This is a genomic window from Myxococcus llanfairpwllgwyngyllgogerychwyrndrobwllllantysiliogogogochensis (genome assembly GCF_006636215.1).
Lineage (GTDB): Bacteria > Myxococcota > Myxococcia > Myxococcales > Myxococcaceae > Myxococcus > Myxococcus llanfairpwllgwyngyllgogerychwyrndrobwllllantysiliogogogochensis.
Window position 1 is genome coordinate 1 of record NZ_VIFM01000155.1, and the last position, 26,455, is coordinate 26,455.

The 26,455-nt window shown below is 67.2% G+C and carries 26 protein-coding genes; 13 read left to right on the forward strand and 13 right to left on the reverse strand.

The genetic code is table 11. The features are described from left to right. Window positions 1-1,629 (forward strand): R3H domain-containing nucleic acid-binding protein (locus FJV41_RS53980; protein WP_246137535.1); only part of this gene is annotated, 1,629 nt, incomplete at its 5' end. A 31-nt stretch (window positions 1,630-1,660) separates the two neighbouring features. On the opposite strand, the gene FJV41_RS30805 is transcribed toward FJV41_RS53980, so the two are convergent. Beyond that, window positions 1,661-3,748: a M3 family metallopeptidase gene (locus FJV41_RS30805; RefSeq protein WP_220137905.1), complete on the reverse strand. Its 2,088-nt coding sequence runs from the start codon at window positions 3,746-3,748 to the stop codon at window positions 1,661-1,663. A gap of 184 nt (window positions 3,749-3,932) precedes the next feature. Here FJV41_RS30805 and FJV41_RS30810 point away from each other — a divergent pair, with 184 nt between their 5' ends. From FJV41_RS30810 to FJV41_RS30825, 4 genes are all read left to right on the forward strand, one after another. After that, a complete protein-coding gene (locus tag FJV41_RS30810) occupies window positions 3,933-4,742 on the forward strand; it encodes a CheR family methyltransferase (RefSeq protein WP_181791034.1) in 810 nt (269 codons plus the stop codon). Between the two features lie 157 nt (window positions 4,743-4,899). After that, a complete protein-coding gene (locus FJV41_RS30815; protein ID WP_141646161.1) occupies window positions 4,900-5,793 on the forward strand; it encodes a hypothetical protein in 894 nt (297 codons plus the stop codon). A gap of 3 nt (window positions 5,794-5,796) precedes the next feature. After that, entirely contained in the window at window positions 5,797-6,177 is a 381-nt protein-coding gene (locus FJV41_RS30820) for a hypothetical protein (RefSeq protein ID WP_141646162.1), read from the forward strand. A gap of 12 nt (window positions 6,178-6,189) precedes the next feature. Beyond that, window positions 6,190-6,750: a hypothetical protein gene (locus tag FJV41_RS30825; RefSeq protein ID WP_141646163.1), complete on the forward strand. Its 561-nt coding sequence runs from the start codon at window positions 6,190-6,192 to the stop codon at window positions 6,748-6,750. A gap of 10 nt (window positions 6,751-6,760) precedes the next feature. On the opposite strand, the gene FJV41_RS30830 is transcribed toward FJV41_RS30825, so the two are convergent. After that, window positions 6,761-7,267 (reverse strand): GNAT family N-acetyltransferase, encoded by a 507-nt coding sequence (locus FJV41_RS30830; protein ID WP_141646164.1) that lies wholly within the window; start codon window positions 7,265-7,267, stop codon window positions 6,761-6,763. A 110-nt stretch (window positions 7,268-7,377) separates the two neighbouring features. On the opposite strand from FJV41_RS30830, the gene FJV41_RS30835 reads away from it, so the two are divergent. The 4 genes from FJV41_RS30835 (at window position 7,378) to FJV41_RS30850 (ending at window position 12,158) form a co-directional block, all read left to right on the forward strand. Next, window positions 7,378-8,565 carry a S1 family peptidase gene (locus FJV41_RS30835; RefSeq protein ID WP_246137536.1) on the forward strand — a complete coding sequence of 396 codons (1,188 nt, stop codon included), beginning with the start codon at window positions 7,378-7,380 and terminating at the stop codon, window positions 8,563-8,565. Window positions 8,566-8,661: 96 nt separating this feature from the next. Then, window positions 8,662-9,774, forward strand: coding sequence for a DNA topoisomerase IV subunit B family protein (locus FJV41_RS30840; RefSeq protein ID WP_246137537.1), 1,113 nt, complete (start codon window positions 8,662-8,664; stop codon window positions 9,772-9,774). A gap of 862 nt (window positions 9,775-10,636) precedes the next feature. Next, window positions 10,637-11,245, forward strand: coding sequence for a hypothetical protein (locus FJV41_RS30845; RefSeq protein WP_246137538.1), 609 nt, complete (start codon window positions 10,637-10,639; stop codon window positions 11,243-11,245). 232 nt (window positions 11,246-11,477) lie between these two features. Further along, on the forward strand, window positions 11,478-12,158 hold the full coding sequence (locus FJV41_RS30850; RefSeq protein WP_246137539.1) for a DUF1361 domain-containing protein: 681 nt from the start codon (window positions 11,478-11,480) through the stop codon (window positions 12,156-12,158). Between the two features lie 87 nt (window positions 12,159-12,245). Here FJV41_RS30850 and FJV41_RS30855 read toward each other — a convergent pair whose 3' ends face one another. The 5 genes from FJV41_RS30855 to FJV41_RS30875 all read right to left on the reverse strand — a co-directional run bounded on the left by FJV41_RS30855 (window position 12,246) and on the right by FJV41_RS30875 (window position 17,111). Continuing rightward, on the reverse strand, window positions 12,246-12,548 hold the full coding sequence (locus FJV41_RS30855) for a hypothetical protein (RefSeq protein WP_141646167.1): 303 nt from the start codon (window positions 12,546-12,548) through the stop codon (window positions 12,246-12,248). A gap of 199 nt (window positions 12,549-12,747) precedes the next feature. Then, on the reverse strand, window positions 12,748-13,209 hold the full coding sequence (locus tag FJV41_RS30860) for a hypothetical protein (RefSeq protein WP_246137540.1): 462 nt from the start codon (window positions 13,207-13,209) through the stop codon (window positions 12,748-12,750). A 149-nt stretch (window positions 13,210-13,358) separates the two neighbouring features. After that, window positions 13,359-14,858: an HAD-IG family 5'-nucleotidase gene (locus tag FJV41_RS30865; RefSeq protein WP_141646169.1), complete on the reverse strand. Its 1,500-nt coding sequence runs from the start codon at window positions 14,856-14,858 to the stop codon at window positions 13,359-13,361. Window positions 14,859-15,009: 151 nt separating this feature from the next. Next, window positions 15,010-15,525: a hypothetical protein gene (locus tag FJV41_RS30870; protein WP_141646170.1), complete on the reverse strand. Its 516-nt coding sequence runs from the start codon at window positions 15,523-15,525 to the stop codon at window positions 15,010-15,012. Further along, window positions 15,522-17,111 (reverse strand): DUF6923 family protein, encoded by a 1,590-nt coding sequence (locus FJV41_RS30875; RefSeq protein ID WP_141646171.1) that lies wholly within the window; start codon window positions 17,109-17,111, stop codon window positions 15,522-15,524. The genes FJV41_RS30870 and FJV41_RS30875 overlap by 4 nt, the downstream gene beginning before the upstream one ends. A gap of 333 nt (window positions 17,112-17,444) precedes the next feature. Between FJV41_RS30875 and FJV41_RS30880 the strand changes: the two genes are divergently transcribed. From FJV41_RS30880 to FJV41_RS30890, 3 genes are all read left to right on the forward strand, one after another. Beyond that, the gene (locus FJV41_RS30880; protein ID WP_141646172.1) at window positions 17,445-18,545 is read left to right on the forward strand and encodes an HAD family hydrolase; all 1,101 of its coding nucleotides are present in this window, start codon (window positions 17,445-17,447) and stop codon (window positions 18,543-18,545) included. Between the two features lie 205 nt (window positions 18,546-18,750). Continuing rightward, on the forward strand, window positions 18,751-19,026 hold the full coding sequence (locus FJV41_RS30885; RefSeq protein ID WP_141646173.1) for a TraR/DksA family transcriptional regulator: 276 nt from the start codon (window positions 18,751-18,753) through the stop codon (window positions 19,024-19,026). A gap of 107 nt (window positions 19,027-19,133) precedes the next feature. Continuing rightward, window positions 19,134-20,576 carry a S28 family serine protease gene (locus FJV41_RS30890; RefSeq protein ID WP_141646174.1) on the forward strand — a complete coding sequence of 481 codons (1,443 nt, stop codon included), beginning with the start codon at window positions 19,134-19,136 and terminating at the stop codon, window positions 20,574-20,576. A gap of 148 nt (window positions 20,577-20,724) precedes the next feature. On the opposite strand, the gene FJV41_RS30895 is transcribed toward FJV41_RS30890, so the two are convergent. Beyond that, window positions 20,725-21,108, reverse strand: coding sequence for a winged helix-turn-helix transcriptional regulator (locus FJV41_RS30895; protein ID WP_141646175.1), 384 nt, complete (start codon window positions 21,106-21,108; stop codon window positions 20,725-20,727). Window positions 21,109-21,242: 134 nt separating this feature from the next. On the opposite strand from FJV41_RS30895, the gene gstA reads away from it, so the two are divergent. Beyond that, window positions 21,243-21,851 carry a glutathione transferase GstA gene (gene gstA / locus FJV41_RS30900; RefSeq protein WP_141646176.1) on the forward strand — a complete coding sequence of 203 codons (609 nt, stop codon included), beginning with the start codon at window positions 21,243-21,245 and terminating at the stop codon, window positions 21,849-21,851. 118 nt (window positions 21,852-21,969) lie between these two features. On the opposite strand, the gene FJV41_RS30905 is transcribed toward gstA, so the two are convergent. The 5 genes from FJV41_RS30905 to FJV41_RS52545 all read right to left on the reverse strand — a co-directional run bounded on the left by FJV41_RS30905 (window position 21,970) and on the right by FJV41_RS52545 (window position 26,306). Beyond that, window positions 21,970-22,539 carry a DUF6438 domain-containing protein gene (locus tag FJV41_RS30905; RefSeq protein ID WP_306440910.1) on the reverse strand — a complete coding sequence of 190 codons (570 nt, stop codon included), beginning with the start codon at window positions 22,537-22,539 and terminating at the stop codon, window positions 21,970-21,972. Window positions 22,540-22,748: 209 nt separating this feature from the next. Beyond that, window positions 22,749-23,429 carry a hypothetical protein gene (locus FJV41_RS30910; protein WP_246137541.1) on the reverse strand — a complete coding sequence of 227 codons (681 nt, stop codon included), beginning with the start codon at window positions 23,427-23,429 and terminating at the stop codon, window positions 22,749-22,751. A gap of 116 nt (window positions 23,430-23,545) precedes the next feature. Beyond that, window positions 23,546-24,850, reverse strand: coding sequence for a DUF4150 domain-containing protein (locus FJV41_RS30915; RefSeq protein WP_141646179.1), 1,305 nt, complete (start codon window positions 24,848-24,850; stop codon window positions 23,546-23,548). A 132-nt stretch (window positions 24,851-24,982) separates the two neighbouring features. After that, window positions 24,983-25,870 (reverse strand): DUF2381 family protein, encoded by an 888-nt coding sequence (locus FJV41_RS30920; protein WP_181791036.1) that lies wholly within the window; start codon window positions 25,868-25,870, stop codon window positions 24,983-24,985. A 49-nt stretch (window positions 25,871-25,919) separates the two neighbouring features. Further along, window positions 25,920-26,306 carry a hypothetical protein gene (locus FJV41_RS52545; RefSeq protein WP_181791038.1) on the reverse strand — a complete coding sequence of 129 codons (387 nt, stop codon included), beginning with the start codon at window positions 26,304-26,306 and terminating at the stop codon, window positions 25,920-25,922. Window positions 26,307-26,455: the final 149 nt, after the last annotated feature.

Genomic DNA, 26,455 nt, shown 5'->3' on the forward strand with positions numbered 1-26,455 from the left:
AAGAGACAGGTCTACGGCACCATCGACATGTTGAAGGACCTCATTGGCTCTGGGCGCAACCTGTTGCTCCTGGGGCGGCCCGGGGTGGGGAAGACGACGAAGCTGCGCGAGGTGGCGCGCGTGCTCGCCGATGACCTGGGCAAGCGGGTGATGGTGGTGGACACGTCGAACGAGATTGGCGGGGACGGGGACGTGCCGCATCCGGGCATTGGTGGGGCGCGGCGGATGCAGGTGTCTCGGCCGGACCGGCAGCACGACGTGATGATCGAGGCGGTGGAGAACCACATGCCCGAGGCCATCATCGTGGATGAGATTGGGACCGCGGCGGAGGCGTCGGCGGCGAGGACCATCGCGGAGCGGGGCGTGCAGTTGGTGGCGACGGCGCATGGCAACACGTTGGAGAACCTGGTGCTGAACCCCACGCTGTCGGACCTCGTGGGCGGGGTGCACACGGTGACGCTGAGCGACGATGAGGCGCGGCGTCGGCGCACGCAGAAGACGGTGAGCGAGCGCAAGGCGCCGCCCACGTTCGACATCGTGGTGGAGATGGTGAGCCGCGACGAGGTGCGCGTGCATGCGGACACCGCGGATGCGGTGGACCGGTTGCTGGCCGGCAAGGACGTGGGTGGCGAGCGGCGAAGGCAGGACGCGGTGACGGGGCGCGTGGAGGTGGAGCCGGCGAAGGCGTTGCCTCCGGTGGAGTTGGGGCGAGGCCCGATGGTGAGACGTCCGGTGGGGACGGGCTCGGGAGCGGAGCAGGCCGCGGCTCGTGCTGTAGCGATGGGCGTCACGAGGCCCGCTGGCGCGGAGGAGAGTTCGCACACGGATGACACACGCCGAAGCGAGAATCCGACGAGCGAGGACTACGAAGACTCTCCGGATGATGAGGACGTGACGGGGGCTCATACCGAGACGGAGCAATCCGCCGCGTCCCCCACGCCGCTCGCAAAAGCGGATGCCGAGCGTCACACGCGAGCTGGCGTCACTGCGCTGGGCATCGGCTCGCCGGAATCTCGGAGCACGATGGGCGCCTCGATGCTTCCGTCGTCACGGTCCACCCGCTTCGCTCCGCGCCGTGCCGATGACTCCCCTGACGCATGGCCCGCCGAGGAGCCCAAGGGGCTCACGCGCCTCTATCCGCACGGCGTGAATCGAGACCTGCTGCTCCGGGTGCTGCGCGAGCTGCCGGTGGAGGTCCGGTTGGTAAGCCGACTGGAGTCCGCGGACCTGGTGGTGACGCTGCGCTCGCGCGCGAACGACCCGAGGATGCGACGGGTGGTGGCGAAGACGGGCGCGCGGGTGGAAGCGGTGAAGCGCGCCAGTTCGACGGAGTTGCGTCGGGCGCTGAAGGGTTTCTTCAACGTGCTGGAGGGCGTGGACGAGGAAGAAGTCCGAGACGCCATCGCGGAGGCCGAGCACGCGGTGAAGCGGGCCTTGGGTGAAGGCATCTCGGTGGCCTTGTCGCCGCGCCAGTCCCGGGTGCGCAAGCTCCAGCATCGCCTGGTGAGCCGCTATCCGCTGGAAGCGGTGAGCCACGGCAGCGAGCCCTCGCGGCACCTGGTCATCTACCCGCTGGGAGCGGAAGTCGACGCCGCGCTCGCGAAGGAAGACCACGAGGGGAGCCCGTGACACACGGGCTCCCCAAGAACATCTCGTGTGGCTACTTCGCCGCGTCCACGTAGGCGCGGTACGCCTCGAAGCCGTAGTCGCGGCCGAGGAAGTCCTTCACCAGCTCCGCGGCGGGCTTGGAGCCACCGGGCTCCAGCACGGTGCGGCGGTACTTCATCGCCGTCTCACGATCCAGGTACCCGTTCTTCTGGAACTCCGTCTCCAGATCCTTCGCGATGACCGAGGACCACAGGTACGTGTAGTACGCCGCCGAGTACCCATCCAGATGCCCGAAGGCGAGCTCGAAGTGCGTGCCCGGACGGTGCTCGTGCTTGAACGGGCTGAGCTTCGTCTGCTGCTCCACCAGCGCCGTCGTCGTGTCGAAGCCCGGCTTGCGCGAGTAGTAATCCAGGCTCACCGCCGACAGGAACAACTGCCGCCGCGCCCACAGGCCCTTGCCGAACTCCTTCGACGCGTTCAGCTTCTCCACCATCTCCGCGGGAATCGCCGCCCCCGTCTGGTGGTGCTTCGCGAACTCCTTCAGCACCTGCGGATTGCCCGCCCACTGCTGGAGCAGCATCGACGGCGTCTCCACGAAGTCCCACTCCGTGCGGATGCCGGTGATGCCACTCCACTGCTGCTTGCCGGAGAACACCGCGTGCAGCAGGTGGCCGAACTCGTGGAAGAACGTCTCCACTTCGTCGTGCGTCATCAGCTCGCCTGGCCGCGCGAAGTTGCACACCAGGGTGCCTTCCGGCAGCCGCTTGCCGGCCTGACCCGACGCCAGGTCGAACTGCGCCGCGTGCTTGTACTTGTCGTCACGCGGATGCATGTCCAGGTAGATGCGGCCCAGGAGCGTGCTCCCCTCGAGCACGTCATAGGCCTCCACCTCCGGGTGCCACACCTTCGCGTCGTCGGCGCGGCGGTACGTAATCCCCCAGATGCGCGAGGTGATGTCCATCACCCCGGCCTTCACCCGGCCATACTCCAGATAGGGCCGCACCTCTTGCGAGTCGAACCCGAAGCGCTCCGCGCGCAGCCGGTCCTCGTAGTAGTCCTGGTCCCACGGCTCGAGCGTCTTCGCGCCCGGGACGTCCTTCTTCTTGCGGGCCAAGAGGTCCGCGAACTCCTGCTTCGCGCGCGCCTGGGTGGCCGTCGCCAGCCGGTCGATGAAGTCCGACGCCGCCTGCTGCGTGCGCGTCATCTTCGTCTCGGTGGTGTACGCGGCCCAGCTCGGATAGCCCAGCAGCGTGGCCAGCTCGTAGCGCTTGGCGATGAGCTGCGACAGGACCTCCTGGTTGCCGGGGAACGCGCGCTGACGGTAGGTGCGCCACAGCTTCTCGCGCGCCTTGCCGTCCTTCGCGTACGTCATGAAGGGGAAGTAGTCCGGGTAGTTGGTGGTGATGACCACCTTGCCGTCCTTCCCCACCGGGTGCGTCTTCACGTAGTCCTCGGGCAGCCCGTTGAGCTCCTTCGGCGTGAGGGACACCTGGCGCACGCCCTCGGCGATGTTCTTGCCGAACTGCTGGCCCAGCTTGAGCAGCTCCTCGTTCAGCGACTTCACCCTGGCGCGCGTGGCGTCGTCGCGGTCCACGCCGGCGCGACGGAAGTCCAGCAGCGTGCGCTCCATCCAGTACTTCGTCGGCCCGTCCGCCTGCGACAGGTCCACGGCGGACAGGGCGTCATAGACGCCGCGGTCCTGCGAAATATCCACGTTGGTGGTGTCCACGCGCTGCTCGCACTCGCGGGCGGAGTCGCGGAAGGCCGGCAGCGGGTGGACCTCGCGGGCGAGGCTGGAGCGGTTGGCCGCGGAGACGAGCGAACCCGTCGCCTCGTCATACGCCGCGAGCACCGCCTTGCCGTCCTTGCGCGCGTCCAGCTTCTTCAGCGCCGTGATCTGGCCCTGGGCCCGCTCGATGTCGGCGGTGCACGCGGCGCTGAACGCCTCCGCGGTGCCGGAGAGCACGTCGGCCGTGCGAGGCGGAGGAAGCGGCTGAGGGGCGGGCGCGGCCTCCTGAACGGGCGCGGCGGGCGCGGCGGCCTGCTCGGGAGGGGTGGTCGGCTCGGTGGCCACGGTGCCATGCGTACAGCCGACCGCCGCCAGGGCCGCCGACAGGGTGAGCGCAGTGAGTCTCTTCAAGGGCAGATTCCTCCAGGTTCCAACGCAAACGCCGGAGCGTCATGCCACATCCCGGCCTGCTTCGCTCGCCCGTCCCCCGGCGTGCCTGACATTCTCCGGGTGGGCTCGCCAGCGCGGGCAGGAGGCATACGGTGGTGGTGACGGTGACGGGGTTGGAGAGTGGACACATGAGCGGGAGCGCGCGGTGAAGGATGACGACTGCACGGAGCTGCTGCGGTGGGCCGCGCCCCGGCTGCGATTGCGGCTGGAGGGGTTCCACCGGGTGCGCGGGCAGGTCTGCAAGCGCCTGGGCCGAAGGCTCCATGCGCTGGGGCTCCCGCACCTCGCCGCGTATCGCGAACGGCTGGATTCGGACCCGGAGGAGTGGGCCGTGCTGGACGCGCTCTGTCGCGTCACCATCTCCCGCTTCTACCGCGACGCGCGCGTCTTCGATGCGCTGCGGGACGAGCTGCTCCCCGCGCTCCTCGAGTCGTCCCCCGTGTTGCGAGTCTGGAGCGCGGGCTGTGCCTCCGGCGAGGAGCCCTACACCGTGAGCATCCTCTTCCGGCTGGGACTCCTGCCGCGCTTTCCGCGGGCGCGGTTGGAGCTGGTCGCCACGGAGGCTGACGGAGCCCTGCTCGCCCGGGCCCGAAAGGGCTGCTATCCGCGCGGCACCTTGCGCGAGCTTCCGGCCGACTGGCGGACCGAAGCCTTTCCTGGCTCCGACACCGAGCCATGTCTCACCCCTGAGTACCGTAACGGTCTCATTTTCCTCCATGAAGACTTGCGAGCCCGCATGCAGGAGGGGCCGTTCCAGCTCGTGTTGTGTCGCAACGTCGCCTTCACGTACTTCGCGCCGTCGCTCCAGCGCGAGGTGCTCGCGGGGCTCGTGGCCCGGCTCGCGCCAGGAGGATTGCTCGTCATCGGCACCCGGGAGTCCCTCCCGGAAGGGGGTGTGGACCTGGAGCGCGTCGCGGGTGCGCTGCCAGTCTTCCGTGTGCCTGTCTCACGCTGAAGTCTGGGCCGGGTCCCTCTGCACCCGTGAGACATCCAGGTGTTTCACGCGGGGATGGATGAGCCGTGACGCACCCGGCCTTGAGTGAGCGAGGAGCGCCCGGTACCACCGCTTGTCTTTCGGGGCCAAGTCCCCTGGCCGGAGGGAATGCAACGGTATGCGCAAGGCGCTCTGTGCGGTCGCGACGTTGATGCTGTGGGCCTGTGGTGGTTCTGGCGGCGGTGAGACGGTTCAGTCTCGGCAGGAGGGGCTGACGCTGTCCGCGGAGACGGGCGACACGCGTGGCACCTTCGCTCGGGACGGAGGCGAGGTTTCCTTCTCCGCGCGAGAGGTGGAGCCCGGTGTCTACCGGCTGGAGGTGCGGCTGAGAGGAATGACGCTCGCGGGTCTGCTGGACCCGGCCAGTGGTGTGTCGACGATGGATGGCTTCGCGGACGAGGGCGCGGCGGACACGCAGTTGACGGACGCGGACCGCGAGCTGTTGTCGGCGTTCTACGACGCGCTGAGCGCCCAGCTGCCCACGGGTGACGCGGCGGCTCCGGAGGCGATGTATCTGCGGCGCGCGGTGGGCCTGTGGGCGCAGCATCCGTCCACCGTGGAGCTCCAGCGCACGGTGATGGGCGAGCAGGGCCGGGGCTACACCATGCTGTGCAGCTATGCGCGCTGCAATGGCAAGAACACCGGCAGCTGCGGCGGCGTCTACAACTGGTACTCGTATGCGAAGCACGACTGCAACAAGGGTGGCTTCAGCTACGCGGGCAATCAGCAGATCGCCCAGCTCGGTGACCACACGTCGTGCGGCGGGGATGAGTTCTACCTGAGCGGCAGCTCCTGGCTGTGCGGCGAGCCGGACCACTGGTCCCGCCCGAAGGTGATGGGCAACTGCTTCGGCCGCTGCGGTGGTGGCTGTGGGGGTGACACGCAGTACACGCTGGATGCGACGAACCACGACGGCTGCGTGCGCAACGGCCACGTCCTGGCGAGCGCCTGGTGTGATGACCAGTTCGTGTCCGCCACGGACGACGAGCTGTTCGCCTCCAACTGCTACTGAGACATGCGCATCCGTCGTGGCAGCAGGGGCGTGTGGGTGAGCGGGGCCGTGTGGGCCCTGCTCGCGTGTTCGTCCACGGCCTCGAAGACGGAGGCCGCGGAGGAGACGGTGCGGCGCTTCTTCGAGGCGCTTCCCTCGGAGGACTGCGCGGTGCTGGGGCCGCTGCTCGCCACCGGGGGAAGCATGCGTCCATGCGAGGAGGCCGTGCGCGAGATGCACGAGCACGGCCTGTCGCTTGTCGGTATCGTCGAGTCCAAGCTGGACGGACGGGATTCGGATGCGGTGCTGGTGCGGGCGCGAATCGCGCGTGACGGCGAGGTGGGCAAGGAGCCGTGGTTGTTGCGCGTGGAGCGTCAGGCCGGCGGCTGGCGCGTGCGTTTCTGAAGAGGGCGAGCGATGAAGACTCGATACCGACTGATGCTGATGGCGGCAGTGGCGCTGGGCGTGGCCGTGTCGCTGGGCCTGCTGTGGCGCTCGTCCCCTTCCGAGGCTCCCGAGGTGATGGAGGAGGCTGCCTCCGCGCCGCCTCCGTCATCGCCCGCGCCGACTCCCACCGCGGCGGCGGCGGTGCCCCGTCCCGAGTCCCCTCCGGAGCCCCAGGCGGCTCCACGTGACGCCACCGTGGTGGCGCTGCGGCCCGGGGATGTGGCGCCGGAGCCGGAGGTGGCGAATCCTCCGCCGCAGACGAATGACGAGCTTCAGCCGGAGCTGCCCCAGACAGCGCAGTGGAAGCTGGAGAAGACGACGCACATCACCGCGCTGCTGGGGCGTGATGTGGAGCGGCTGGAGCACGAGCGGGAGCTGGCGGAGGCTCGGGGAGACTCGGAGCGCGTTCACCAGCTCGAGACCGTGCTCAAGCGTCACCATGGTCGACTGGTGGGACTGCGCGAGGAGGTCCGCACGCTGACCGAAGCGGCGGCGGCGGAGGCCGCTCGGGAAGGACGCCCGGCTCCGTGAGGGCCGTTGCTCACTCCGTCGCGTTGAACGCGTCGTGGTAGGTCACCTGCGCGACGGGCCAATGGCCGGTGAAGGAGACCGCCTGGAAGTATTCGGCGGGCACGTCGGGCAGCACCAGGCCCGGTCGAGGCAGGAAGCCGAAGCGCTGGTAGAAGGCCGGGTCGCCGAGCAGCACGCAGCCCGAGGCGCCGAGGGCGCGCAGTTCAGCCAGCGCGGACGTCATGAGCCGGGCGCCGATGCCCTGGCCGTGGCGCTCGGGCAGCACGGAGATGGGCCCCAGGCCATACCAGCCCTCCTCTCCGGACGAGAGGCGAACGGGTGAAAGGGCGACATGACCGACGATGACACCATCGTCCTCAGCGACAAGGGACACGGACAGCATTCCGGCCCGTCGGAGCGCGTTGACGATGAATTGCTCGGTGTGGCTCGTGTGCGGGGCGTCCAGGAACGCGGCGGTGGTGAGGCGCTCGATGGTGGCGCTGTCGGCGGGAGTCTCGGGTCGAATCGACAAGGGCATCGGGGGTCCTCGGGGCTGGGCTTCGCCGGAGAGGGCACCGTGCACCGACTGATGCTCGATTGCCACATCCACCGAGCCAACGCTGTCGAACGACGACACCGAGGCGTGCCATGACTCCTGGTTTCAGCATGACGCACCTCTCCTCGTGTCGCGGCCGCCCTCCTGCTCGCATGGTGTTGCTGGTGCTGGTGGGATTGGTCGCGTGTGCGCCCGTTTCGGAAGCGCCCGAGGTGCGAGATGTTCCTCCAGGCGAGGTGTCGCGTCGCATCGTCCAGGGCACGGACGCGCCCGACGATGTCGGCACCGTGGCGCTGGTTGCTCGCCGGACACGGTGCGGCGGAGAGTCACCGTTGCTGCTCTGCTCTGGAGTACTCATCGCGCCGGACGTGGTGCTGACAGCGGCGCACTGTCTGGACCTGTTCGGTGCGGAGGGGGCGCACGAGGTGTTCTTCGGGACGGTGTTGTCGCCGACGCCGGAGGTCTCGGGCCGCTTCATCCGTGTCTCTCGAGCGACCCTCCATCCGAGCTATGTTCCGAGCACCCACGCCTATGACGCGGCGCTGCTGCGACTGGCTGCTCCTGTCGATGTCGCGCCCGTGCCTCTTCCTGGTGTCGGTGTGTCCATGTCCGTGGGCACGCCCGTGCGAGCCGTGGGGTATGGCGACACGAAGGACGCGAATGCACCGTCGGGCCGTCGGCGCCAGGGAGCGCTCCAGGTGACGAGCGTGGAGCCTGCGGCCTTTCGAGCAGGTCCCGCACCGGGCATGAGCTGCGTGGGTGACAGCGGAGGTCCCGTGCTCGCGGGCGACGGCGTCCTCATCGGGCTGACCGTGAGCGGTGACGTGGCCTGTCGTGCCGAAGCCGTCAACGTGCGAGTGGATGCGTTGCTGGAGGACTTCATCCGCCCGTTTCTCGCGAGCGCTCCACCGGCGACAGAGCCCACGCTTCAGCCCGAGGCGCTGTGCCGTGAAGCCTGCGAGCGAGACGCCGAGTGCCCCTCTGGACTCACCTGTGTCGTGACGGATGGAGCGCCGGGTCGCTGCCTCCTGCCCGCCCTGCGAGAAGGCTCATTCGGTGCGACCTGCACCGAGGACGCCATGTGCGGAGCGGGAGGGCGCTGCGCCCGGTTGGAGTCGGAGGGAGACGACGCTTGTCGTTGTTTCACACCTTGCACACCCCTGCCTCCCGACCCCGAGCCCGAGGCACCGGACGAGGCCTCCGGGGGAGGCTGTTCCAGTGCTCCAGGGCTCGTGATTTTCGGGGTGTTGGCGCTGGCGGGAGTCAAGCAGCGGCGTTGATTTCACCCCTCGGAAATCGCGGTCGAAGGGCGATGAACGACTGAATCGCGGACCTGTGTCTGATATTGTCCGCGCATGAATTTCGTTGGAGAGGAATTGCGTCAGGCCATCCGCCGGCGGCCGGGAATGTACATCGGCGACACGGCGACATACGGCCTGTCCCGGCTTGCTGAATCCCTCCTCTTGCTGGGAGTCATCGCGGGCAGGGAAGGGCGGGTGCGGGAGATTTCGCTGTCCCTGGGGGTGGATGGCTCCTGCGAGATTTCCTTCGATGGCTGGCCATGGCCCCTGGCTTCCGGCACGTCGCCCATCGCGGATGTCGGGCGGTGGCTCACGTTCGTGAACTTCGACATGAATGCGGTGAGGCCGCCCGGAATGCCCCGAGGCGTCATCTTTCCGGTGCCCCATGTGGACCTGGGACTCGTCAACGCGCTCGCCTCGTCGCTCGAGGTCGTCGCCTGGGTCGGGGGACAGCGCTGGCGTCAGTGTTTCAGGGAGGGGCTTCCCCAGGGCGAGCCGCACGCCATCGCACCCGGCGCGACACCATCCGCCTCGGACTCGGGCCTCCACATCACCTTCATGCCGGATGCCGCCATCTTCGACCAGCCCCACCGATTCGCAGTGGAGTGGTTGAGGGATCGGCTTTCGTCGTTCTCAGCCTTTCACGCGGGCCTCACCTGGCGCTTCCGCGACGCGGTGTCCGGGCTCGACGAGTGCTACCGGCGCGAGCGGGGGCTCCCAGACTTGTGCGCTGAGCTCTCCGAGTCCTCGCGTCCCCTCCATGCGCCCTGGAGCTTCGAGGGGCAGGCGGGTACGACGCGGGTGCGGCTCGCGCTTCAGTGGGGCGAAGCTTCTGGCTCCGGGGTGAGCTCGTGGGCGAACGTGCGCGAGTGCACATGCAATGGCACGCACCATGACGGGCTCCTGCTCGGCTTGCGCAAGGCCCTGCGTGCCAGGATGAAGGCCCGTGGCTCCGGGCAGGAGGCGCTGTTCTTCACGGATGCCGCGCTGTTGGGTCATCTCACAGCCGTGCTGGAGCTCGTCGTGCCCGACACCGTGTGGTACGGGCCCACGCGAGGGCAGCTGGCGAATCCCGAGGCGAAGGCCGACGTCGCTCAGCTCGTCTCGGCCTGGGTCGAACAGTCGCTCGCGAGTCATCCGGACCTGGAGTCACGGGTGCTGGCGCTGTCGGGAGTGCCTCGGAGCTGAATCAGAGGCCCGGTCCACGGCGACTCCCGAGCCCGCATCGAAGCGGTGGGTCGTCCGTGGGATGAGGTGACACGAAGGGGGGAGGCTTGAGCGCGCCCGAGTGAACAAGCCGTTTGAGTCTGATTACGAATCAGGTGCCGCACCCGCGGCGTCACCCCCATAAACAAGTGGAGGTGGACGGACTCGAACCGTCATTGATGAGCGTGTAGGACCTTTTCGGACGGGCGCGCTCAGTTCATATCGACGGCGAGGCGTCGTTGTTCCTGACGGTTGTTCTTCCCTCGATTTGAAGCCTCGCCTCGGCGGTGGCGCACGACGCCCCGAAGGCGCGCCCCGTGCTCATGGCGCGGGTCGCGACCTCCGGAGCAGGGTGTGGCTCAAGCTACCCACAGGCGCCGGGCACACCGGCTCCGCCGCAGGTCTTGGGCGGGATGCAGGTGCGGGCGCACGACGAAATGGGAGGAGGGCATGTGCCGCAGAACGTGGTGCGTGTCTTGCCGCAGGAGTCGGCGCCGGTCACGTGTCCGCAGGACTTGATGTGGTGGGCGCAGAAGACCATGTCCGATTCCGCGGTGCAGGTGGGCTTGGAATTGGAGGAGGCGAAGGCGAAGGGGTCGCTCTTTGACGCGGGGGCCGTGGAGCCCGTCTTGAGTCCGCTGCAGGCCGACAGGAGAAGCAAGGACAGCAGGAGGGTGGTTTTCATGGACGACCTCGGGTGCTGGTTGCGTGTGGCGATGCGGATTCCGCATCCCAGGCTGCGAATTCCGCAGAGGGTTCATCCCCTGGCCTGGTTGCGTGAGAGCACGGGGTGGTGCTCCCATTCAGCGCTATGCAACGACACGGCCAGCCGACGCGGGAGTCCGTGGATGCGCGTCTGGTCTGTCCGACGTGCGCGCATGTCGTCCTGGTGGGCCCCGAGGAGCGCTGCGCGGAGTGTGGAGGCTCCTTGACGGAAGTCCTGCGCGCGGCCCGAGGAGTACCGCCGCCCTTGCCGCCGCGTGCGCTCACGAGGGCGCAGCGTCAGGCCGTGTGGCGTCCGGCGAGCAGCTCGCGGCACGCGCTGGGCACCTTCCTGCTCACGGTGGGCGTGTTGATGGTGCCGGTGGCGGTGGCCTACCTGCGGCCCCTGGGTGTGCCGGCCGCCATCCTTGGTGGGCTCGGGATGGTGCTGCGGCGCACGGCCTGGCCCCGGGCGCTCCGGCACGAGCAGCGTCAGCGATTGCGCGCGCTGCGCTGGGGACTGCCCGCGGCGGCGGAGCTCACCCGCGTGGAGCGAGACTTCGTCCCGTCCGTGAAGGCGGGCAGCGTGGCGCGGCTCGCGTATGTCTTCACCGTGCATGGTGAGCTGCTGCACGGTGACATGCCGTCCCCGCACGCCCTGGATGTCCAGCGTCGCCCCGGGGAACGCATCTGGGTCGTCTATCTTCCCGAGGACCCTCGAGTGAGCGCGCTCTGGCCGCCCGGCCCTTGAGGGCCACGGAGTCCTCGATGCCCGGGCCCGTGCGCGGCCGTCCGCCGAGAAGGGAACCGAACCTCCGTGAACGGGGTCATCTGAACAGGGCGTTGGCCCACGCATTGCTCAAGGTCGACGGCAACGGGCTCCGCTGTCGGAGCTCCCTGGCAACATCCACTCCTGGCGCCGTCCCACCGTGGTCCCCGGGCCACGGGGTGCGGCTCCGTCACCGCACGCCATGTCCACTTCCATGTCCTTGCTGTCCGTGTCGCGTCGCCATGGCCTGCTGCCCGCGGTGCTGTGCACCGTCCTCGCGGCGTGCCTGCTGGCCATCCGCCTCGACTGGAGCGAGCGCGCCAGCTTCGCCTTCCTCGCGTGGAACCTGTTCCTCGCCTGGGCCCCCTACACCCTCGCGCTATTCGCTCGGGTGCTCATGGTGCGGGGCCACGGACGCGGCTGGGTGCTGGCGCCGCTCGCCGCCGGCTGGCTCGCGCTGTTCCCCAACGCGCCCTACCTCCTCACCGACTTCATCCACCTGCACCAGCGGCCCGTCGTCCCGCTGTGGTTCGACGCGGCCCTGCTCGCCCTGTTCGCCGCCACCGGGTGGATGCTGGGCCTCTTGTCCCTGGAGATATGGAAGCAGTGGCTGGAGGAGCGCTGGGGCCGGTTTGGCGCCTGGGCCTTCGTCGGCGTCACCTCGCTGCTGTGCGGCTATGGCATCTACCTGGGCCGGGTGGAGCGGTGGAACAGCTGGCACGTGCTCACGGACCCCGGAAGCCTCTTCGCGTCCATCGGCGCCCACCTGCGCGAGCCCCTGGCCTTCCCGTACCTGACGGGCCTCACCGTCACCTTCTCCCTGCTGCTGCCCTTGTCCTACGTCGCCTTCGAGGCCTTCGTCACCCGCCTGCGCCGCCAGCGCGCCGTGAGCTGAAGTCCGCCCCTGAAACGACGACACCGCCCGCGCCCGGTGCTTCCGGACGGGGCGGTGTGGCCGTGGAAAGGGGCCCAGGTTGGGGTGTCAGCCGCCGTGCAGGCGCGCGCGATTGCGCGGCCCGCCCCGATGCTTGATGGCCATCTCGCTGGGCGCCTTCTTGCGCCCGTTCAGCGACGTGCGCCGCCGCTGCTGGCTCTTGGGCTCATGTGACTCCGCCGCGGGGCCGAGCGTCACTCGCGACAGGTTCTTCGTGCGGCGCAGCGCGGCCGCCTCATCCCGGGGGAGTGTCTTCCGCCCGTGGCTGGCCTGGACGTTGGGCTGTGCTTCGTCCGCCGAGGCCACCCGTCGCTTGTTCTTCATTCCCGCCATTTTGGTCCGAACCGCCATGATGCCCTCCTTCCCTGGTGAGGTAAGGACGGCGCCACGGCGTTTCCAACCCCCTCCAGGGACGGAAGCAGGGGCTGTGCTCCGTGCTTGGAAGCCGCCCAGCCGCTCCGTCGTCCCCCCGAGGGAGAGGGCCCGGCCACGGGGTCGACCCGGGGCCTGGAACCCGCTGCCCTCGGCGGAAGACTTCAAACCGCCTGCTTCACGTCGACGAGCGCTTGCCACGCCGGGGCGGGCGGGTGCTGGTCGTCGTCTCGGGCGGAAACAGCCAACCCTCCTCGCCGTGCGAGATGCTGGTCGTCTGCGTGGACTCGCTGGCCTCGGTCTCCAGGTGCAGCCCCCGGCAGCCCCGGCACCAGGACTGGGGACGGCGCTCACCGCGCATGATGCGGTAGCCGAAGTCCTGCTCCGTGGGGCCCACGTGGTCGCAGCGCGGGCACTGCTTGAGCGACGTGACGCCAATCTCCTTGGCCTTCTCGCGGCCATGCGCCACCACCAGCGCCAGCGCCGCGGCGAAGCCCACCCGTTTCTCCGTGGCGACATGGAAGCTGCGGGCGCGCCTGCGCCCTCCACGGCCGAGCACGGGCTTGAGGTCCATCCCTCCGAGCAGGTTCCGCTGCTCGAGCACGCGCGTTGAAGAGCTGTTCTGGTTCGAGTGGCTCACCCCCCAACTCTTAGCTGGGGGGTCTGACACGGCCTTTCAGAGGGGAAATGCCTGCCCGCCCCTCGTTCAGGGGCACTGAACGAAAATCCAGTGATTCCGCGCACCTGGGTTGTCTGCCTGGGCAGGCAGGCAGGCCCGGGCGCGCCTGGCTACTCGGCGTCCGCCATGCCGCCGCCGCTGTCGGTGGCGGGGAAGACGGGGGTGCCGCCGGGGAGGCTCGGGTCGTGCGGCAGGCTGCCGCGCGGGCTGCGCAGGTACACGAAGGGCGTGGCGAACAGGAAGTTGGACACGCGTGACGTGTAGATGTCCGCGTAGCGCTCCACCTGGCGGGCCAGGTGGCTCTTGTCGTTGCCCGCGCGGGTGAGCAGGCCCCAGATGGGATTGGACAGCTCGGTGGCGGCGCGGGCCATGGGGCCCAGCTCCGCGTCCAGGGCCTCCAGGGCCTCGCGCAGCTCGCCCAGCCGGCTCACCAGCTCCGTCTCCGGCGGGGCCTCCGTCCGGGGCCCGTAGTCCGCGCGGCGCCGCTGGAGCTCCAGCCGCAGCTGGCAGCTCTCCCACTCCAGCTTCTCCTTGAGCACCATGCGCTCGGCGAGCCGGACCTCGGTGGCGCGGAAGCCGGCGATGGCGCGCACCTCGTCCTCCAGCTCGCGGAGGATGAGGGCCGTGCGCCAGCGCAGCGCGCTCTTGGACACGTGCACGTCGCCGAACATGTGGTCGCCCACGTAGAGAATCTCGTCGCCGCTCACCCCCAGGTGGCGCTCCAGCTCCAGCGCGCTGCCACCGAAGTACGGCGTGCCGGGCTTGAAGGGACCGGAGTGCGGACGCAGGAGCGCCTCGCCCTGGGTCTCCACGACTTCGAAGAGCGCGGAGCGGGTGGTGAAGAACTCCGGCTTGCGCGCGGACACAATCACCACGTCGAACAGCTGCCGCCACGTCATGCCCGCGGGCAGGTGCTTGTCGAAGGCGAAGTGCATCATGGGCTCGGTGTAGGCCCACTCGCTGTTGGTGATGAGCAGGAGCTTCTTGCCCGCGTTCTTCTGGTCCAGGAGCGCCAGCGGCGTCTCCGGGTCATCCAGCACGTAGCGCTCCGGGTCGGCGATGATTTCCGCCTTGAGCTGACCCTGCATGTGCGTGGCGTCCAGATTCTTCCGCACGTGCTCGTAGAGGTCCGCGTAGCCCATGGGCCCCGGCAGCTGCCCCGCGTCCAGCCGGTCCACCAGCTGCGAATAGAGACACGCCTCCGACAGCGAGAAGAGCGTGTTGAGGAACACCCACCGGCGCTCGTGCAGGTCGATGACGGTGTGGGAGTACTCGTCGCGCTGGGAGATGAAGTCCATGGAGCGCGTGCCGTGCAGGGCCTTCTTCACGAAGCCAAAGCGATTGGCCTTGAGCAGGTTGCCCTTCTCCGTGTCGATGATGAGGCCCCGGATGGCGAGCGCCGGGTCGAACTGGAGGTCACCCACGGGCCAGCCCTGCGCCACGAGCCTGTCTCGGATGTGCTCGTACGCGCGGCGTTCCCACGCTTCCACGCGGTAGTGGATGAGCGTGTAGTCCATGTCGTAGCCCACGGCCTTGATGGCGCGCAGGTTGAGGGTGCGGTTGCAGAACAGGCCCCGCTCGGGCGGGGGACCGGAAGGTTGCGGGCGCATAGGAGTCCTGGCTTGCCCCGTCCCGCGCCAAAAGTCGATGCCTGTCTTCGGCCTCGTCGCCTGCCGCGCACAAGCTCCGCGCCCCTCCCGTCCCGTCCATGGCCAGTCCCTCTTTCGGGGGCCGGGCCCATGCCCTGACGGGGTGAGGGCTTCAGTACACCAGCCGCAGATGGGGGAGCAGGGGACGACTCCCCTGTCGCTCGGCGCCGAGCGACCTGTCCAGGTCCAGGTGGATGACGGCCCGGCCATTGCGCTCCAGCGCGGCGCCTTCCAGCTTCAGGCGGAGCGGGGCACTCCGGGCATCGACGAAGCCCGCGGAGCCGTCGGAGCCCTCGAAGGCGCCGAAGTCATCCAGAGTCACGGTGGCCTCCAGCGCGCCACGGGCCTGCTCGGGCATGAGCCAGAAGTACGCCACCAGGTGCGCATGGGTGGCTTTGGCCACGTCCATCCGCTGTGAGGACGTCAGCAGCTCCGTGCGCAGCGGCACTCCTCCCAGGGTCACCTGCACGGCGTTCGCGGTCAGGTAGGTGGTGGAGAAGCGATTCGAGGTTCCCTGGAGGCGCAGCTCATAGCGCCGAGGTTCCGGGGCGCTGTCTCCACACGCGGAAAGGCCAACACCCCACAGCAACATGACGAGCGGGAGGATTCTGGAAACGGTCTTCTTCATGGCGAGCTCCTGGGCTGGAGCTGCTCCAGCGCATGGGATGGCGTCGCGCGGCTCCGAAGGGAGAAGGGCAGCGCGACATCGAGTCCCCGGCCATTGGCTGCGCCGAGGTGTCGTTCGAGACGTGACAGGGTCTGGGTGCGGCCGAGTGTGGTGGAGGCGTCGAGCAGCAGGCGCTGAAGCTCTGGCGTGCCACCGAACAGCCGTTGGTTGCAGACTCCGGTGAGCGTCTGTCTGGCCAGGGCGTGCCGGGTGGCCTGCTCCTCGGAGCGCTGCTCACCGCCCAAGGTGAAGGCGGGTGACGACCAGAGCAGCCGCAGCGCGTCCTCTTTCGTCACGATGGCCGGAAGGAGTCCCAGCTTCACGGGGCCCGGGGCCAGACAGCGCTCCAGCGCGGCCTCGTGAGTCATGTAATAGCCCGCGGGGCGGACGGCGGGCGCCGCGCCCTCCGTGGGAGGGAACGCGCAGGACGCCAAGTCTCCAGCGGCCAGCGACGTGGTGCTGCCCAGGAGCGTCGCGCCGCCGTTGATCAGGTCCACCTCGAACAAGGCGTCGAGCGTCGGGTCCGACGTGTAGCAGTAGAGCAGGTACGTCCCATCCTGCTGGAAGGCACAGGAGCAGGGCTGAATCCCCACGTTGCCCAGGACGGGACCAAAAACGGTGAGGACGCCGGTATAGGGGTCGAACACGCTCATCCGGGCCAGGAAGCTCTGGTAGCCGTAGATTTTGTTGTCCAGCGGGTTGGTGGCCCAGGCGGTGGGCGTCGTGGTGGGGAGGGTCCCCTGGCCCAGGATTTCGAGGGTGCTGGTATTCAGGCGCAGCCAGTGGCTCCCCAGAAATGAACCAATGACATAGCTGCCATCCTCCATGATGGTGCCGACAATCCATTCCTGGCCAGCCAGCTCCGGCAGGCCTCCCAGGTCCTCGATGTTTCCCGCCCGGTCGACGCGGACCACATGGGGAATGGGGTCGCCGGACAGGTTGCGATTGCTGATGGCATACAGATAGCCGTCGATGTGGCTGAGCCCCATGGCGTCGTAGCCGAACTCGGTGGTGCTGGAGACCGGGGTCGTCGCGAGGGTGACCGGGTCCAGGGTCATCAACTCCGTGTTCGTCCCCGCGCTGGAGGACACGTAGATGGTGTCATCACAGACGAAGGTGTCGGCCGGCACGCACTGGACTCGCGCGGAGCACGTCGCCATGCCCTGGTCCCAGCCAATCTGGAGTGTGTCCGTGAACTCCACCGATTCCGACGGAGGCACCTGTCCGATGCGCGCGCAGTCCTCCAGGCTCTCCACGGTGACGGTGAACTCGTACGTCAGGGAGTCATTGACGGGAATCGTCACCGGGGGCGGAGGCGTGAAGGACCAACCCAGGGGCTCCAGCAATGGGTCCGTCGCCTGTTGGAGGGTGGACGGGAGCGTGGGATGGATGTTCCTCATCACCTGTCTGAAGGTGAGCGTGGCGGGGTACTCGCGGACGACGAGGTCAGACTGCTCGTTGACGCTGACCTCACAGTCGAGGTCATGCGCGGTCGCGAGTGATGGAACCAGAAGTGATAACAGCAACCACTGTTTTTTCATTCGCATGGGGCGCGGCCCGTTCAATCCACATGCCCAGTGTGGAACCGGACCCGACGCTTGTCCGGGAGGATGACGAGGTGTGGGTGCCCCCGCTGGGAAGACGAGCCAGCCAGGCAGGTCTCATCCCTCTGTGCAGGTGATGCGCGGATGGAGGACAGCTGTCCGGGAAACATTTCCCCACGGTGTCGACCGTTCATGCTCAGTCTAGGGTGGCGGGGACCCACTCCGTGAAGCACCGCGTGTTTCCGGTCCTCGACGGAACGATGGAAACCCATGGGGGGATGCGCAGGTTGCGGCGTGAGGCCGCTCGTGACGCACATGGCCTCTTGGGGGAATGCCATGGACGGAGCTTCGCTGCGGGGAACGCCGGGCCGCGGGTATCGATGGGAGCCTTTGGCCCGCTCCTGGCTGGCGGTGACGTTGTGTGCCCTCTTTGTCTCGGTGGGCTGCAAGTCCGCGCAGCACGTCGCCCCGGAGCCTTCGACCCTTGCGCGGGGCGGCTCGGGGCTCTCCGGACAAGGGGACCCGTTGCCTTCGTGGAACGAGGGGCCCACGAAGGCTGCGCTGCTCGACTTCGTGGAGCGTGTCACCCGTGAGGGCGGGCCCGACTTCGTTCCCGCCGAGGCGCGCATCGCGACCTTCGACAATGACGGCACGCTGTGGACCGAGCAGCCCCTCGCCGTGGAGCTGGCCTTCGTCATCGACCGCGTGAAGGCGCTCGCGCCCCAGCATCCCGAGTGGAGGCACCAACAGCCCTTCCAGGGCGTGCTCGAAGGCGACCTCAAGGCGGTGGCCGCGAGCGGTGAGCGCGGGCTGATGCAGTTGCTGGCGGCGACGCACTCGGGTGTCACCACGGAGGCGTTCGACGTCACCGTGAAGGATTGGATTACCACGGCGAAACACCCGAGGTTCAGCCGGCCCTACACGGACCTTGTCTATCAGCCGATGCTGGAGTTGCTCGCGCTGCTGCGGGCCCATGGTTTCAAGACCTTCATCGTGTCGGGCGGCGACGTGGGCTTCATGCGCGCCTGGGCCGAGCGTGTGTATGGGATTCCCCCCGAGCAGGTCATCGGCAGTCGGGCGAAGCTTCGCTACGAGGTCCGGGATGGCGCGCCGGCGCTCCTGTTGTTGCCGGAGCTCGACCTGATGAACGACAAGGCTGGCAAGCCGGTGGGCATCCAGCAGGTCATCGGTCGGCGTCCGCTCGCGGCCTTCGGCAACTCGGATGGGGACTTCGAGATGCTCGAGTGGACGACGTCGGGCACGGGGCCGCGCTTCGGGCTCTTCGTCCACCACACCGATGCGGAGCGGGAGTGGGCGTATGACCGGAACGCTCACATCGGGAAGCTCTCGCGGGGACTGGACGAGGCGCCTCGGCGCGGCTGGTACCTGGTGGACATGAAGAAGGACTGGAAGGTCATCTATCCCTTCGAGCAGTAGCGGCAGGGCAGGCGGGCGGGCCGGACTTCCGCAAGGGCTGCGGACGTCCTCGGGGGGCGCGCAAGCCTTGCGGGTGGGGGACGACGGGTGGCTCTGGAGTGAAGTGGCATGCTTTCTGAAGTGCCCGACCTCCACTCTTCCGCTGGGAAGGACGGTCGCGGTGGACGCGACGGATGCGCCCGGCGTGGGGTGGCGGGAGTGAAGCATGGACAGTCTGGCTCGTGAGGCGCGGGACGCCCTGGTGCAACGTGGCGAACGCCTGAGGTCACGGGCCCGACCCCCGCCGAGTGTTCCGGAACCTGGCTCGCTGCTCTCCGAAGCGGAGCGACAGGAGTTGCTCGATATCGACGCGGCGCTCCAGCGAATCGCCGGGGGCCAGTTCGGCCGCTGCGAGCGGTGTGGGGGGGCCATGGGGAGACATCGCCTGCGCGCGATTCCCGAGGCGCGCTACTGCATGACGTGCGCGACGTTGGGGCGCTGAATGCGGGGGGCCGTGCGCAGTTTCGCGCGGTGACGGGTTGATGCGGCACCAGGGCCGGCGCTCCACGCGCGAGACGTGGAGTGAGTCGCATCGCGAGGAATGTTCCCATGAAGAAGACGGGTGGTTTCAGGGCGGCCTGGCTGCTGTTCGCCGCCGTGGTGTCACAGGCTTGTGGTGGAGCGGAGCCAGTCGAGCCTGGAGTCGTCGAGCCTCCCGCGCGAGAGGTAGGGGTGCTGGAGCGAGGGGCGGAGTCAGACGACATCCTCGAGCGACTGCGAGCGATGCCCGACGTGGTGGTGGCGAGCGAGAAGGTCTCGCCCTTTCCGAACACGCGCTTCTTCACCCTCTGGTTCGCCCAGCCCGTGGACCACCGGGCGCAGGACGGCGAGTGGTTCTGGCTGCGCGCCACGTTGCTGCACCGCTCGTTCGATGCGCCCACGGTGGTGTATGGCACGGGCTACGCCATCCGCACGACTCCCGGTCAGTCCGAGCCGACGATGTTGCTGGATGCGAACCAGTTGTCGGTGGAGCAGCGCTTCTTCAGTTCCTCGCGGCCCGAGTCGGCTGACTGGACGAAGCTCGACATCGAGCAGACCGCGGGCGACTACCACCGCATCATCCAGGCCTTCAAGCCGATGTATCCCAGGCGCTGGCTGACGACGGGCGCGAGCAAGGGCGGCATGTCCGCCGTGTACCACCGCTACTTCTACCCGGACGACGTGGACGCCACCGTGGCGTACGTGGCCCCGAGCCTCCATGGACTGAAGGACAAGCGCTTCGTGCGCTTCCTCGACCAGGTGGGCAGTGAGGCCTGCCGGGCGCGGCTGCGGGACTTCCAGCAGGACGCGTTGCGCCGGCGCGAGGAGCTGCTGTCGGTGCTGGAGTCGTATGGAATGGAGTTCACGCTGCTGGGCATGGACCGCGCGCTGGAGTTCGCCATCGTCGAGTCGTCGTTCTACTTCTGGATGTACGAGCGTGAGTCTCGCTGCGACACCGTCCCGCTGCCCGGGGCTCCGGCGAATGAGATGCTCGACTTCGTCGGCAACGTCACCCACATGGACGTCAGCTATGCGGACTCGGGCGTGCTCTACTACGCGCCCTATTACTACCAGAGCGCGACGGAGCTGGGCTGGAACCGCTTCCCCACGAAGCACCTGCGCGGCCTGTTGAGCTACCCGCGCCAGGACGTGCCCGCCACGTATCTGTCATTCCCCGTGCAGGTGCCCTTCTCTCAGGGACTCATGCGCGACGTGGAGCGCTGGGTTCGTCAGCAGGGTGAGCGGATGTTGTTCATCTACGGGGAGACCGACCCGTGGTCCGCCGGGGCGTTCGAGGTGCGCGAGCGCAATGACTCGTTCCGCTTCACCGCGCCGAACACCAACCATGAAGATGCCTTCATCGGCCTCCTGGCCGCGCCCGAGCGCGCCCAGGCCCTGTCCAGGCTCTACGCGTGGATGGATGCGAAGCCGCCTCCGGAGGGAGTCTCCGTCCTGACGTCGACGGGGCTGGAGGAGGTGGCTCCGCTGGTGGATGGACGGCCGCCGCTGTAGTCGGGGGCTCGCGGGACGTGTCCTGAACGTCCCCCACAGGGCCCCAGTGGTTTTGGGGCCCTGTCCGCGACCTCTTCGTTGAGCCTCACCGCCTCCGTGGCCCTGGTCGGTGGAATCGTGGGCCACGAGGCCTCCCACCACCCGCTCCTCATCGCCGAGAGGAAGGTTTGTCGTGGCGATGCGAAGCGAGTGTCATCTCGCGCAGCCGGGTGCCCACCCGGACGATGGAGTCAATCACCGGCACCAGCTCCAGGCCGAGCGAGGACAGGGCGTACTCCACGGAGGGCGGCGAGGTGGGGAGGACCTCGCGTGTCACCGCGCCCTTCGCCGTCAGCTCGCGCAGCCGCGTGGTGAGCACCTTGGGCGAGATGCCGGGGATGTCGTGGAGCAGCTCCCCGAAGCGCCGGGGGCCACCGGAGAGCTGCCAGACGACGCTGGTGGTCCACGCTCCGCCCAGCAACGACATGCAGGCATGAATGGGACAGCCCGGGGGCGGGGGTGGGGCCTTGCTCTTCCTCAGCTTCAGGGACATGGGCGGTTACCGCGAGGTGAGTGGAGTTACCAGGAGGTGAGTGGAAAGTGCGCTTACCTTAGTCGCGTTGCTATCCAAAGGTAACCAGGCCCGTTAGGGATGTGCCGTCGTTCCCACTCACCACGAGAATGCCGATGAAGCTCTATTTCGCCCCGGGCGCCTGCTCGCTGTCTCCCCACATCGTCGCGCACGAGGCGGGGCTGGAGCTCCAGCTCGAGAAGGTCGACACCCAGACGAAGGTCCTCCAGTCGGGAGGCGACTTCTGGAAGATCAACCCGAAGGGCTATGTGCCCGCGTTGGAGCTGGAGCCGGGCGAGGTCCTCACGGAGGGCCCCGCGCTCGTGCTGTATCTGGCGGACCTGCGGCCCGAGGCGGGGTTGGTGCCCGCGGAGGGCAGCCGCGAGCGCTACCGCGTGCAGGAGATGCTCGGCTACATCAACTCCGAGTTGCACAAGACGTACGCGCCGCTCTTCCAGCCCACGACGCCGGACGTGACGCGCGAGGAGCGCACGGTGTACCTGTTCAAACGCTACAAGCTCATCGAGGAACGCCTGGCCACGCGCGCCTATCTCTTCGGTGACACCTTCAACATCGCGGATGCCTACCTCTACACCGTCACCCGCTGGGCGAAGTACGTGAAGGTGGACCTGTCCGGCTTCCCAAATCTCATGGCGTTCATGGAGCGAGTCTCCGCGCGTCCGGCGGTGCGCAAGGCGCTCGCGGCCGAGGGGCTTCCGGTCTGATGTCCGCTGGCCCCGGCGACGCTCAACGGGCCTGATGTGCGGGGCAGCGGAGAGGGTGGGCGGTCGTGGGCTCCAGGACCGCCTCGTCGAGGAGGCGCGTGGCCGTCTCATCCATCCCTCAACACCCACCATATCCCTTCACACCGGTTGCACATCCAATCCAGCGAGAAGTCCCGAGCAACTCGTCGATCAGATAATCCACCCCACCAAGCAGTGGCGTCTCTCCCTTCGAGATGAACTCAGCATAACAAACAGGATTCACCACCCCTACCTCTGGAGCTGTCAATACGACTCCCGCAAACCCGATGACACCATGAGGGCAAGTAAAGAAGCTCCCATACTCATCTCCATAGACCTCCGCGGCACGGACATGCTCGGCGAGAATCCTCCTCAGACGTCCAACCTGCTCCCCGGTCAACTGGGAATCCCTCCTCCCTACGACCTCCACGTGCTCCATTCCCCCATACACAACGCATCCATCGTCATAGACATGAACATCATAAACGGGACACAGCCCATCACATCCCGTACGCCGCATTCCGACGATCAAGCCCTTGTGTTCCGTCGCCCTTTCCGTGACGGATGACGGAGGCGTGTGCAGGTGACTCGACCGGCACCCGACACAGGCCATCCACACGCTCAGGACCACCCAGCGGAATCTGCTCCCGTCCCATCTAACCGACGTCATGGATGTGGCCTCTTGAGATACGGCAGTTTGTGTTTCTCGAAACAGCGCCTCTTCCACTGCAGGGCAGTATCATGGGTGAACTCACGCGCTCAGGCCCTGTCCAGACTCTACTCGTGGATGGATGTGAAGCCGCCTCCGGAGGGAGCCTCCGCTCTGACGTCGACGGGAATCTGGTGAAATCTCGCGGGTCATGCGAATGGCGACCCTCGTCAACCACCGCTCAACTCCTGCTGATGGTCCTGGATGATTTCATCAAGGAGCGTTTGCTGGGCCTTATCACGTGCGCGCACTTCTACGCCCGCTCTTGGGATCAATGTCGAAGGCGCCCTGATAAGGGCGACCGCGCCGCGCTCCGCGTGTTCAAGAGGAATGATTGACGACGAGGCCCCGAGTTCCGTTGGAGCGAATCCCAAACGTGCGAAGAACTCGTAGGTCCTGGCCGGAGCCTCGGGATTTGGCCCAAGGTTATAGGTCTGCGTTTGTTTCCGAGGAGCGGCCTCCAAGCTGACCCTGGCCACGATGACCGCTCGTAGCAAGTCGGAGAAAGTCGGGAAGGGCTGCTCGGCCGCGACCTTGCTGCTCACTAAATCCTCTTCGTGAATGCGGAGGATGGCCGTGTCACGCCCGTCCGGTGTTGGGCGGGAGAGATCAAAGAAGTCGTCCGGGTGACGGCCGTTGTAGTCGTCCTCACCCATGGCGAACTTGAGGTAGCGGCGAGAATCGGGCCGCTCGCGGTGCTCATCCTCAAGATCCTCTAGCAGGGCCGAGATTGAGGTTGTCCCCCACATCAACCGCATTTCGCCGGTCGATGCACCCATGGTTGCGAGGAACTCGCGATACAGGCCGGGCAGCGCGTCGAGTCCTCCATGTGGCTGGGCAAGCGCTGTCATCTGGTCGGTCGTTGCTGGTTCGAAGCCATGAGTGCTCCCGGGCTTCCATCGCTCCATGAACGCGAGTAGGCCCGTCAGCGACAAGGCAGGAGGGGACCTGAGAATCCTTGACCAGGTCATGCGCAACTCTGCTTCTTGACGTCGCACCGGGCCATGAACAGCGTGTCCTGACACGATTGGCAGGAAAGGACAGTGACCTCTTTCTTGCGCTTCATGTCACGGTGCTCTTCGACATACTCGCCGCCCCTGTTTTCCATGATGTCGGCGGCGCTCGGAGGCGTCCAGGGCCCCTCAGACGGCGCGAAGCCGATGGGGCCGCGATAGGGCACATTGAATTTCACCTGCTTCTTCTCACTGGAGAAGGAGAAGTAAATCTCGGTCATCGAATGCGCGACATGACCGCTCGCTCCGATGAGTTTGGCGCCTGCACAGGTTCCAGGGACGTTGTTGTATCCGCTCTCACCCCTGATGACGTAGTTCCTGGTGTCGTCCCACTGTTTGGCCACCTTGTCGATGGCTTGGGTGTCTCCCGCGGCACACCTTGGGTTGATGGTCATGAGGTCCTCCAGTGTGGAGGCCCGCTCAATGACCGTGCAACCGTGAGCCTCGGCGATGGCCGTGAAGCCGGGAGGCACCTCGTTACCCGATACCGCGGCGAATTTCTTGCCGGTGAGGCACACCATGACTCCGAACATGTACCCGCCAGACCTGCTGCGACGATGATTCTCAAGCCCCTCACGTGTCCGATCAAGGGTCTTGATATACGCCATCCGCTCATCCAAGGTCGTCTGTTTGGGTGGGGGTGATTGACGCCCGAGGCGCTCAAGTTCGGCGACCTTCGTTGTGATTTCCTGGTGGACCTTGGCCCACTCGGTCTCGCGGACCTTGAGGTCCTTGAGAATCTTGTTGGCGACGTCGAGGCTTCCTTCTGGACGCTCAAGCACCGCATGGCTGTCCGCGTCCTTCTGGCAGATGATGCACAGCCCCTCGAAGTCGTCCCCGTACGCGAATCCCGTCCCACCATGTCCATTTGATATGAACGTGGTATTGAAGGAGTTGCCGTTGTGAAGGGTGACGTCGAGGTAGCGCACGACGCCCTTTCCCTCGATTTTCACGTCCACGCTGCCGCTTCCCCAAGCCATCTTCCCCTTGAGCTTGGAGGAGATGATGCCGCCCGCCGTGCCCGGCTCATCGCCCGAGCTGATGCTCAACTCGGAGTCGGTCAGTGCCACCGGGTGGCCATTGATGGTGACGCTCGTGCTTCCATGGATGAGCGTGGAGTCTTGAGCGGAGTTGACGAAGGGGGTGGGCACAGGGCCTCCCGGCGTCGGCACCTTGCAGACGTCGGGTGCGGCCGAGGTGTGCGTGTTACCGCTTCCCTTGTGCAGGATGGCGCGGCCGTTGGCGAAGACCTTGCTCATGCTTCCTCCTTGGCGTTTCGAATCATATCCATGACGCAGGCGCGAATGCGCCCACTGTCGGCACTGCCGTCGACGAGCGCCCTGAGCGCGTTGGTCTGACGCCTGTCAAGGACCGGAGAGGGTGTGAGCCATTCACATCCGAGGGAAGTTCACGGGGCCGATGATGACGGCCCGTGAATCGTTCCCGTCGCGCAGTTCGAGTGTGTAGGTGCCTTGCAGTTCGTCCGGGCTGGCCTCTGTCTCCAGGATGAGCAACACCTCGATGTCGCCAGCGGTCAGGGGCTTCGACTGCCAGGCCCGCAGCTCATGGGCGCGGCGACCCAGGGTGTCCCTGAGCGTGGCTCGGCTCGCGGTCCACGGAAGATGATGGCCGGCTGAAGCCATCACGAGTGCCACCGCGACGCGGGAGATGCTCCTGAAGACCTGTGCCTCGGTTTCACGAGACAGAATGGACTGGGCCGTTGAGAGGTCCTGACCGAGTGTGTTTCCGAGAATGCCCTGCTCGTTCAGAAGCCCTGTGGCGAAAAGTCCTGTCAGGCCCGTTGGACCCTGCTCAGCTCGAAGCCTCGCGTTCTCCTCGCGCAGCCTCAGAAGCTCGCCCTTAAGCTGGGCGGTCTCGGTCCGGTTGTTGCGCACTCTTGGTGGATCGCTCACGACCTCCACCTGGGCATCGAAGTGCCCCGGGGCCACGACGAGGAGAAAGTTCGCTTCCCTGGGAGTGGAGCCATCCTCGAAGCGCAGGGTCAGACGAAGCCGCGTGCCTTCCTGGAGTTTGTCCGAGGGCAGGAGCACGAGGGCGTCCTCGCTCATCACCACCCGGTGAAAACGCTCCCGTCCCTCCAGCGTGACGGCGTCTCGTGCGAGAGATGTGTCGAACAGGAGCGCGGTGGTGCCCCCGGGACGAATGAAGATCTCGGCAGGTGCTGGGCCCTGTCGTGTCCCCAGGTCGATGCGACGGACCTCCGAGGAAGACGATGACGTGTGAGACTGCGCCAGTGCGGGCCCGCTCCGCATGCTCATGGCGACGAGGCACATCATGAGCGGCAGGAGGGGTCGTGGACGGCTCGTGCTAATTCTCCTCGTCACCGGTCTCCTGGAAACGACCCACGGCGCGCACGGCGAACTTGTTGGCCACGACGCCATGGTCATCGTCGCTGCCTGCCTTGGCGGGAATGCCATACACCCCTCTCTGATTGGGGTCGACATATGACATGCAGACAGGGTAGCTCTTGCCCTCGATTCGTGCCTCGACGACTCGGCCATAGACCCGGGTGGGGGTGACGTAGATGTTCGTGATGAGTTCCGCTCCTCGGCGGAGCGCTCCGAACGTCCGGTCCAGATGGGTCGAGATTCGAGACTCGCGGAGGGTGATGTCCGCATGGGCAAGTCCGGTGTGGTCCCTCTCCCCGATGGAGGCGGAGACCTGAACGCCGATGCGGATGTTGAGCCGCGCCATGGCCTCCCGCGCTCCAGGAGGACAGTCCTCGGAGGCAGGTACTGGCTGGTGTTTCACCACGGATGGCGAGCCGGCGCAGGCGAGCCCCGTACAAGCCAGGGCCACCTTGGACAGACGGGGCAGGGAGGGGGCTGTCTCTTATACCCATC

Excerpts from the sequence above, each read along its gene's own strand:
- FJV41_RS30835 (WP_246137536.1), top strand. The coding sequence starts at position 7,378 with ATGACTCCTGGTTTCAGCATGACGCACCTCTCCTCGTGTCGCGGCCGC.
- FJV41_RS30895 (WP_141646175.1), bottom strand. The coding sequence starts at position 21,108 with ATGTCCCTGAAGCTGAGGAAGAGCAAGGCCCCACCCCCGCCCCCGGGC.
- FJV41_RS30890 (WP_141646174.1), top strand. The coding sequence starts at position 19,134 with ATGAAGAAGACGGGTGGTTTCAGGGCGGCCTGGCTGCTGTTCGCCGCC.
- FJV41_RS30850 (WP_246137539.1), top strand. The coding sequence starts at position 11,478 with ATGTCCTTGCTGTCCGTGTCGCGTCGCCATGGCCTGCTGCCCGCGGTG.
- FJV41_RS30865 (WP_141646169.1), bottom strand. The coding sequence starts at position 14,858 with ATGCGCCCGCAACCTTCCGGTCCCCCGCCCGAGCGGGGCCTGTTCTGC.
- FJV41_RS30915 (WP_141646179.1), bottom strand. The coding sequence starts at position 24,850 with ATGAGCAAGGTCTTCGCCAACGGCCGCGCCATCCTGCACAAGGGAAGC.
- FJV41_RS52545 (WP_181791038.1), bottom strand. The coding sequence starts at position 26,306 with ATGGCGCGGCTCAACATCCGCATCGGCGTTCAGGTCTCCGCCTCCATC.
- FJV41_RS30820 (WP_141646162.1), top strand. The coding sequence starts at position 5,797 with ATGCGCATCCGTCGTGGCAGCAGGGGCGTGTGGGTGAGCGGGGCCGTG.
- gstA (WP_141646176.1), top strand. The coding sequence starts at position 21,243 with ATGAAGCTCTATTTCGCCCCGGGCGCCTGCTCGCTGTCTCCCCACATC.
- FJV41_RS30875 (WP_141646171.1), bottom strand. The coding sequence starts at position 17,111 with ATGCGAATGAAAAAACAGTGGTTGCTGTTATCACTTCTGGTTCCATCA.
- FJV41_RS30825 (WP_141646163.1), top strand. The coding sequence starts at position 6,190 with ATGAAGACTCGATACCGACTGATGCTGATGGCGGCAGTGGCGCTGGGC.
- FJV41_RS30920 (WP_181791036.1), bottom strand. The coding sequence starts at position 25,870 with ATGAGCATGCGGAGCGGGCCCGCACTGGCGCAGTCTCACACGTCATCG.
- FJV41_RS30830 (WP_141646164.1), bottom strand. The coding sequence starts at position 7,267 with ATGCCCTTGTCGATTCGACCCGAGACTCCCGCCGACAGCGCCACCATC.
- FJV41_RS30870 (WP_141646170.1), bottom strand. The coding sequence starts at position 15,525 with ATGAAGAAGACCGTTTCCAGAATCCTCCCGCTCGTCATGTTGCTGTGG.
- FJV41_RS30815 (WP_141646161.1), top strand. The coding sequence starts at position 4,900 with ATGCGCAAGGCGCTCTGTGCGGTCGCGACGTTGATGCTGTGGGCCTGT.
- FJV41_RS30910 (WP_246137541.1), bottom strand. The coding sequence starts at position 23,429 with ATGACAGCGCTTGCCCAGCCACATGGAGGACTCGACGCGCTGCCCGGC.
- FJV41_RS30855 (WP_141646167.1), bottom strand. The coding sequence starts at position 12,548 with ATGGCGGTTCGGACCAAAATGGCGGGAATGAAGAACAAGCGACGGGTG.
- FJV41_RS30880 (WP_141646172.1), top strand. The coding sequence starts at position 17,445 with ATGGACGGAGCTTCGCTGCGGGGAACGCCGGGCCGCGGGTATCGATGG.
- FJV41_RS30885 (WP_141646173.1), top strand. The coding sequence starts at position 18,751 with ATGGACAGTCTGGCTCGTGAGGCGCGGGACGCCCTGGTGCAACGTGGC.
- FJV41_RS30905 (WP_306440910.1), bottom strand. The coding sequence starts at position 22,539 with ATGACGTCGGTTAGATGGGACGGGAGCAGATTCCGCTGGGTGGTCCTG.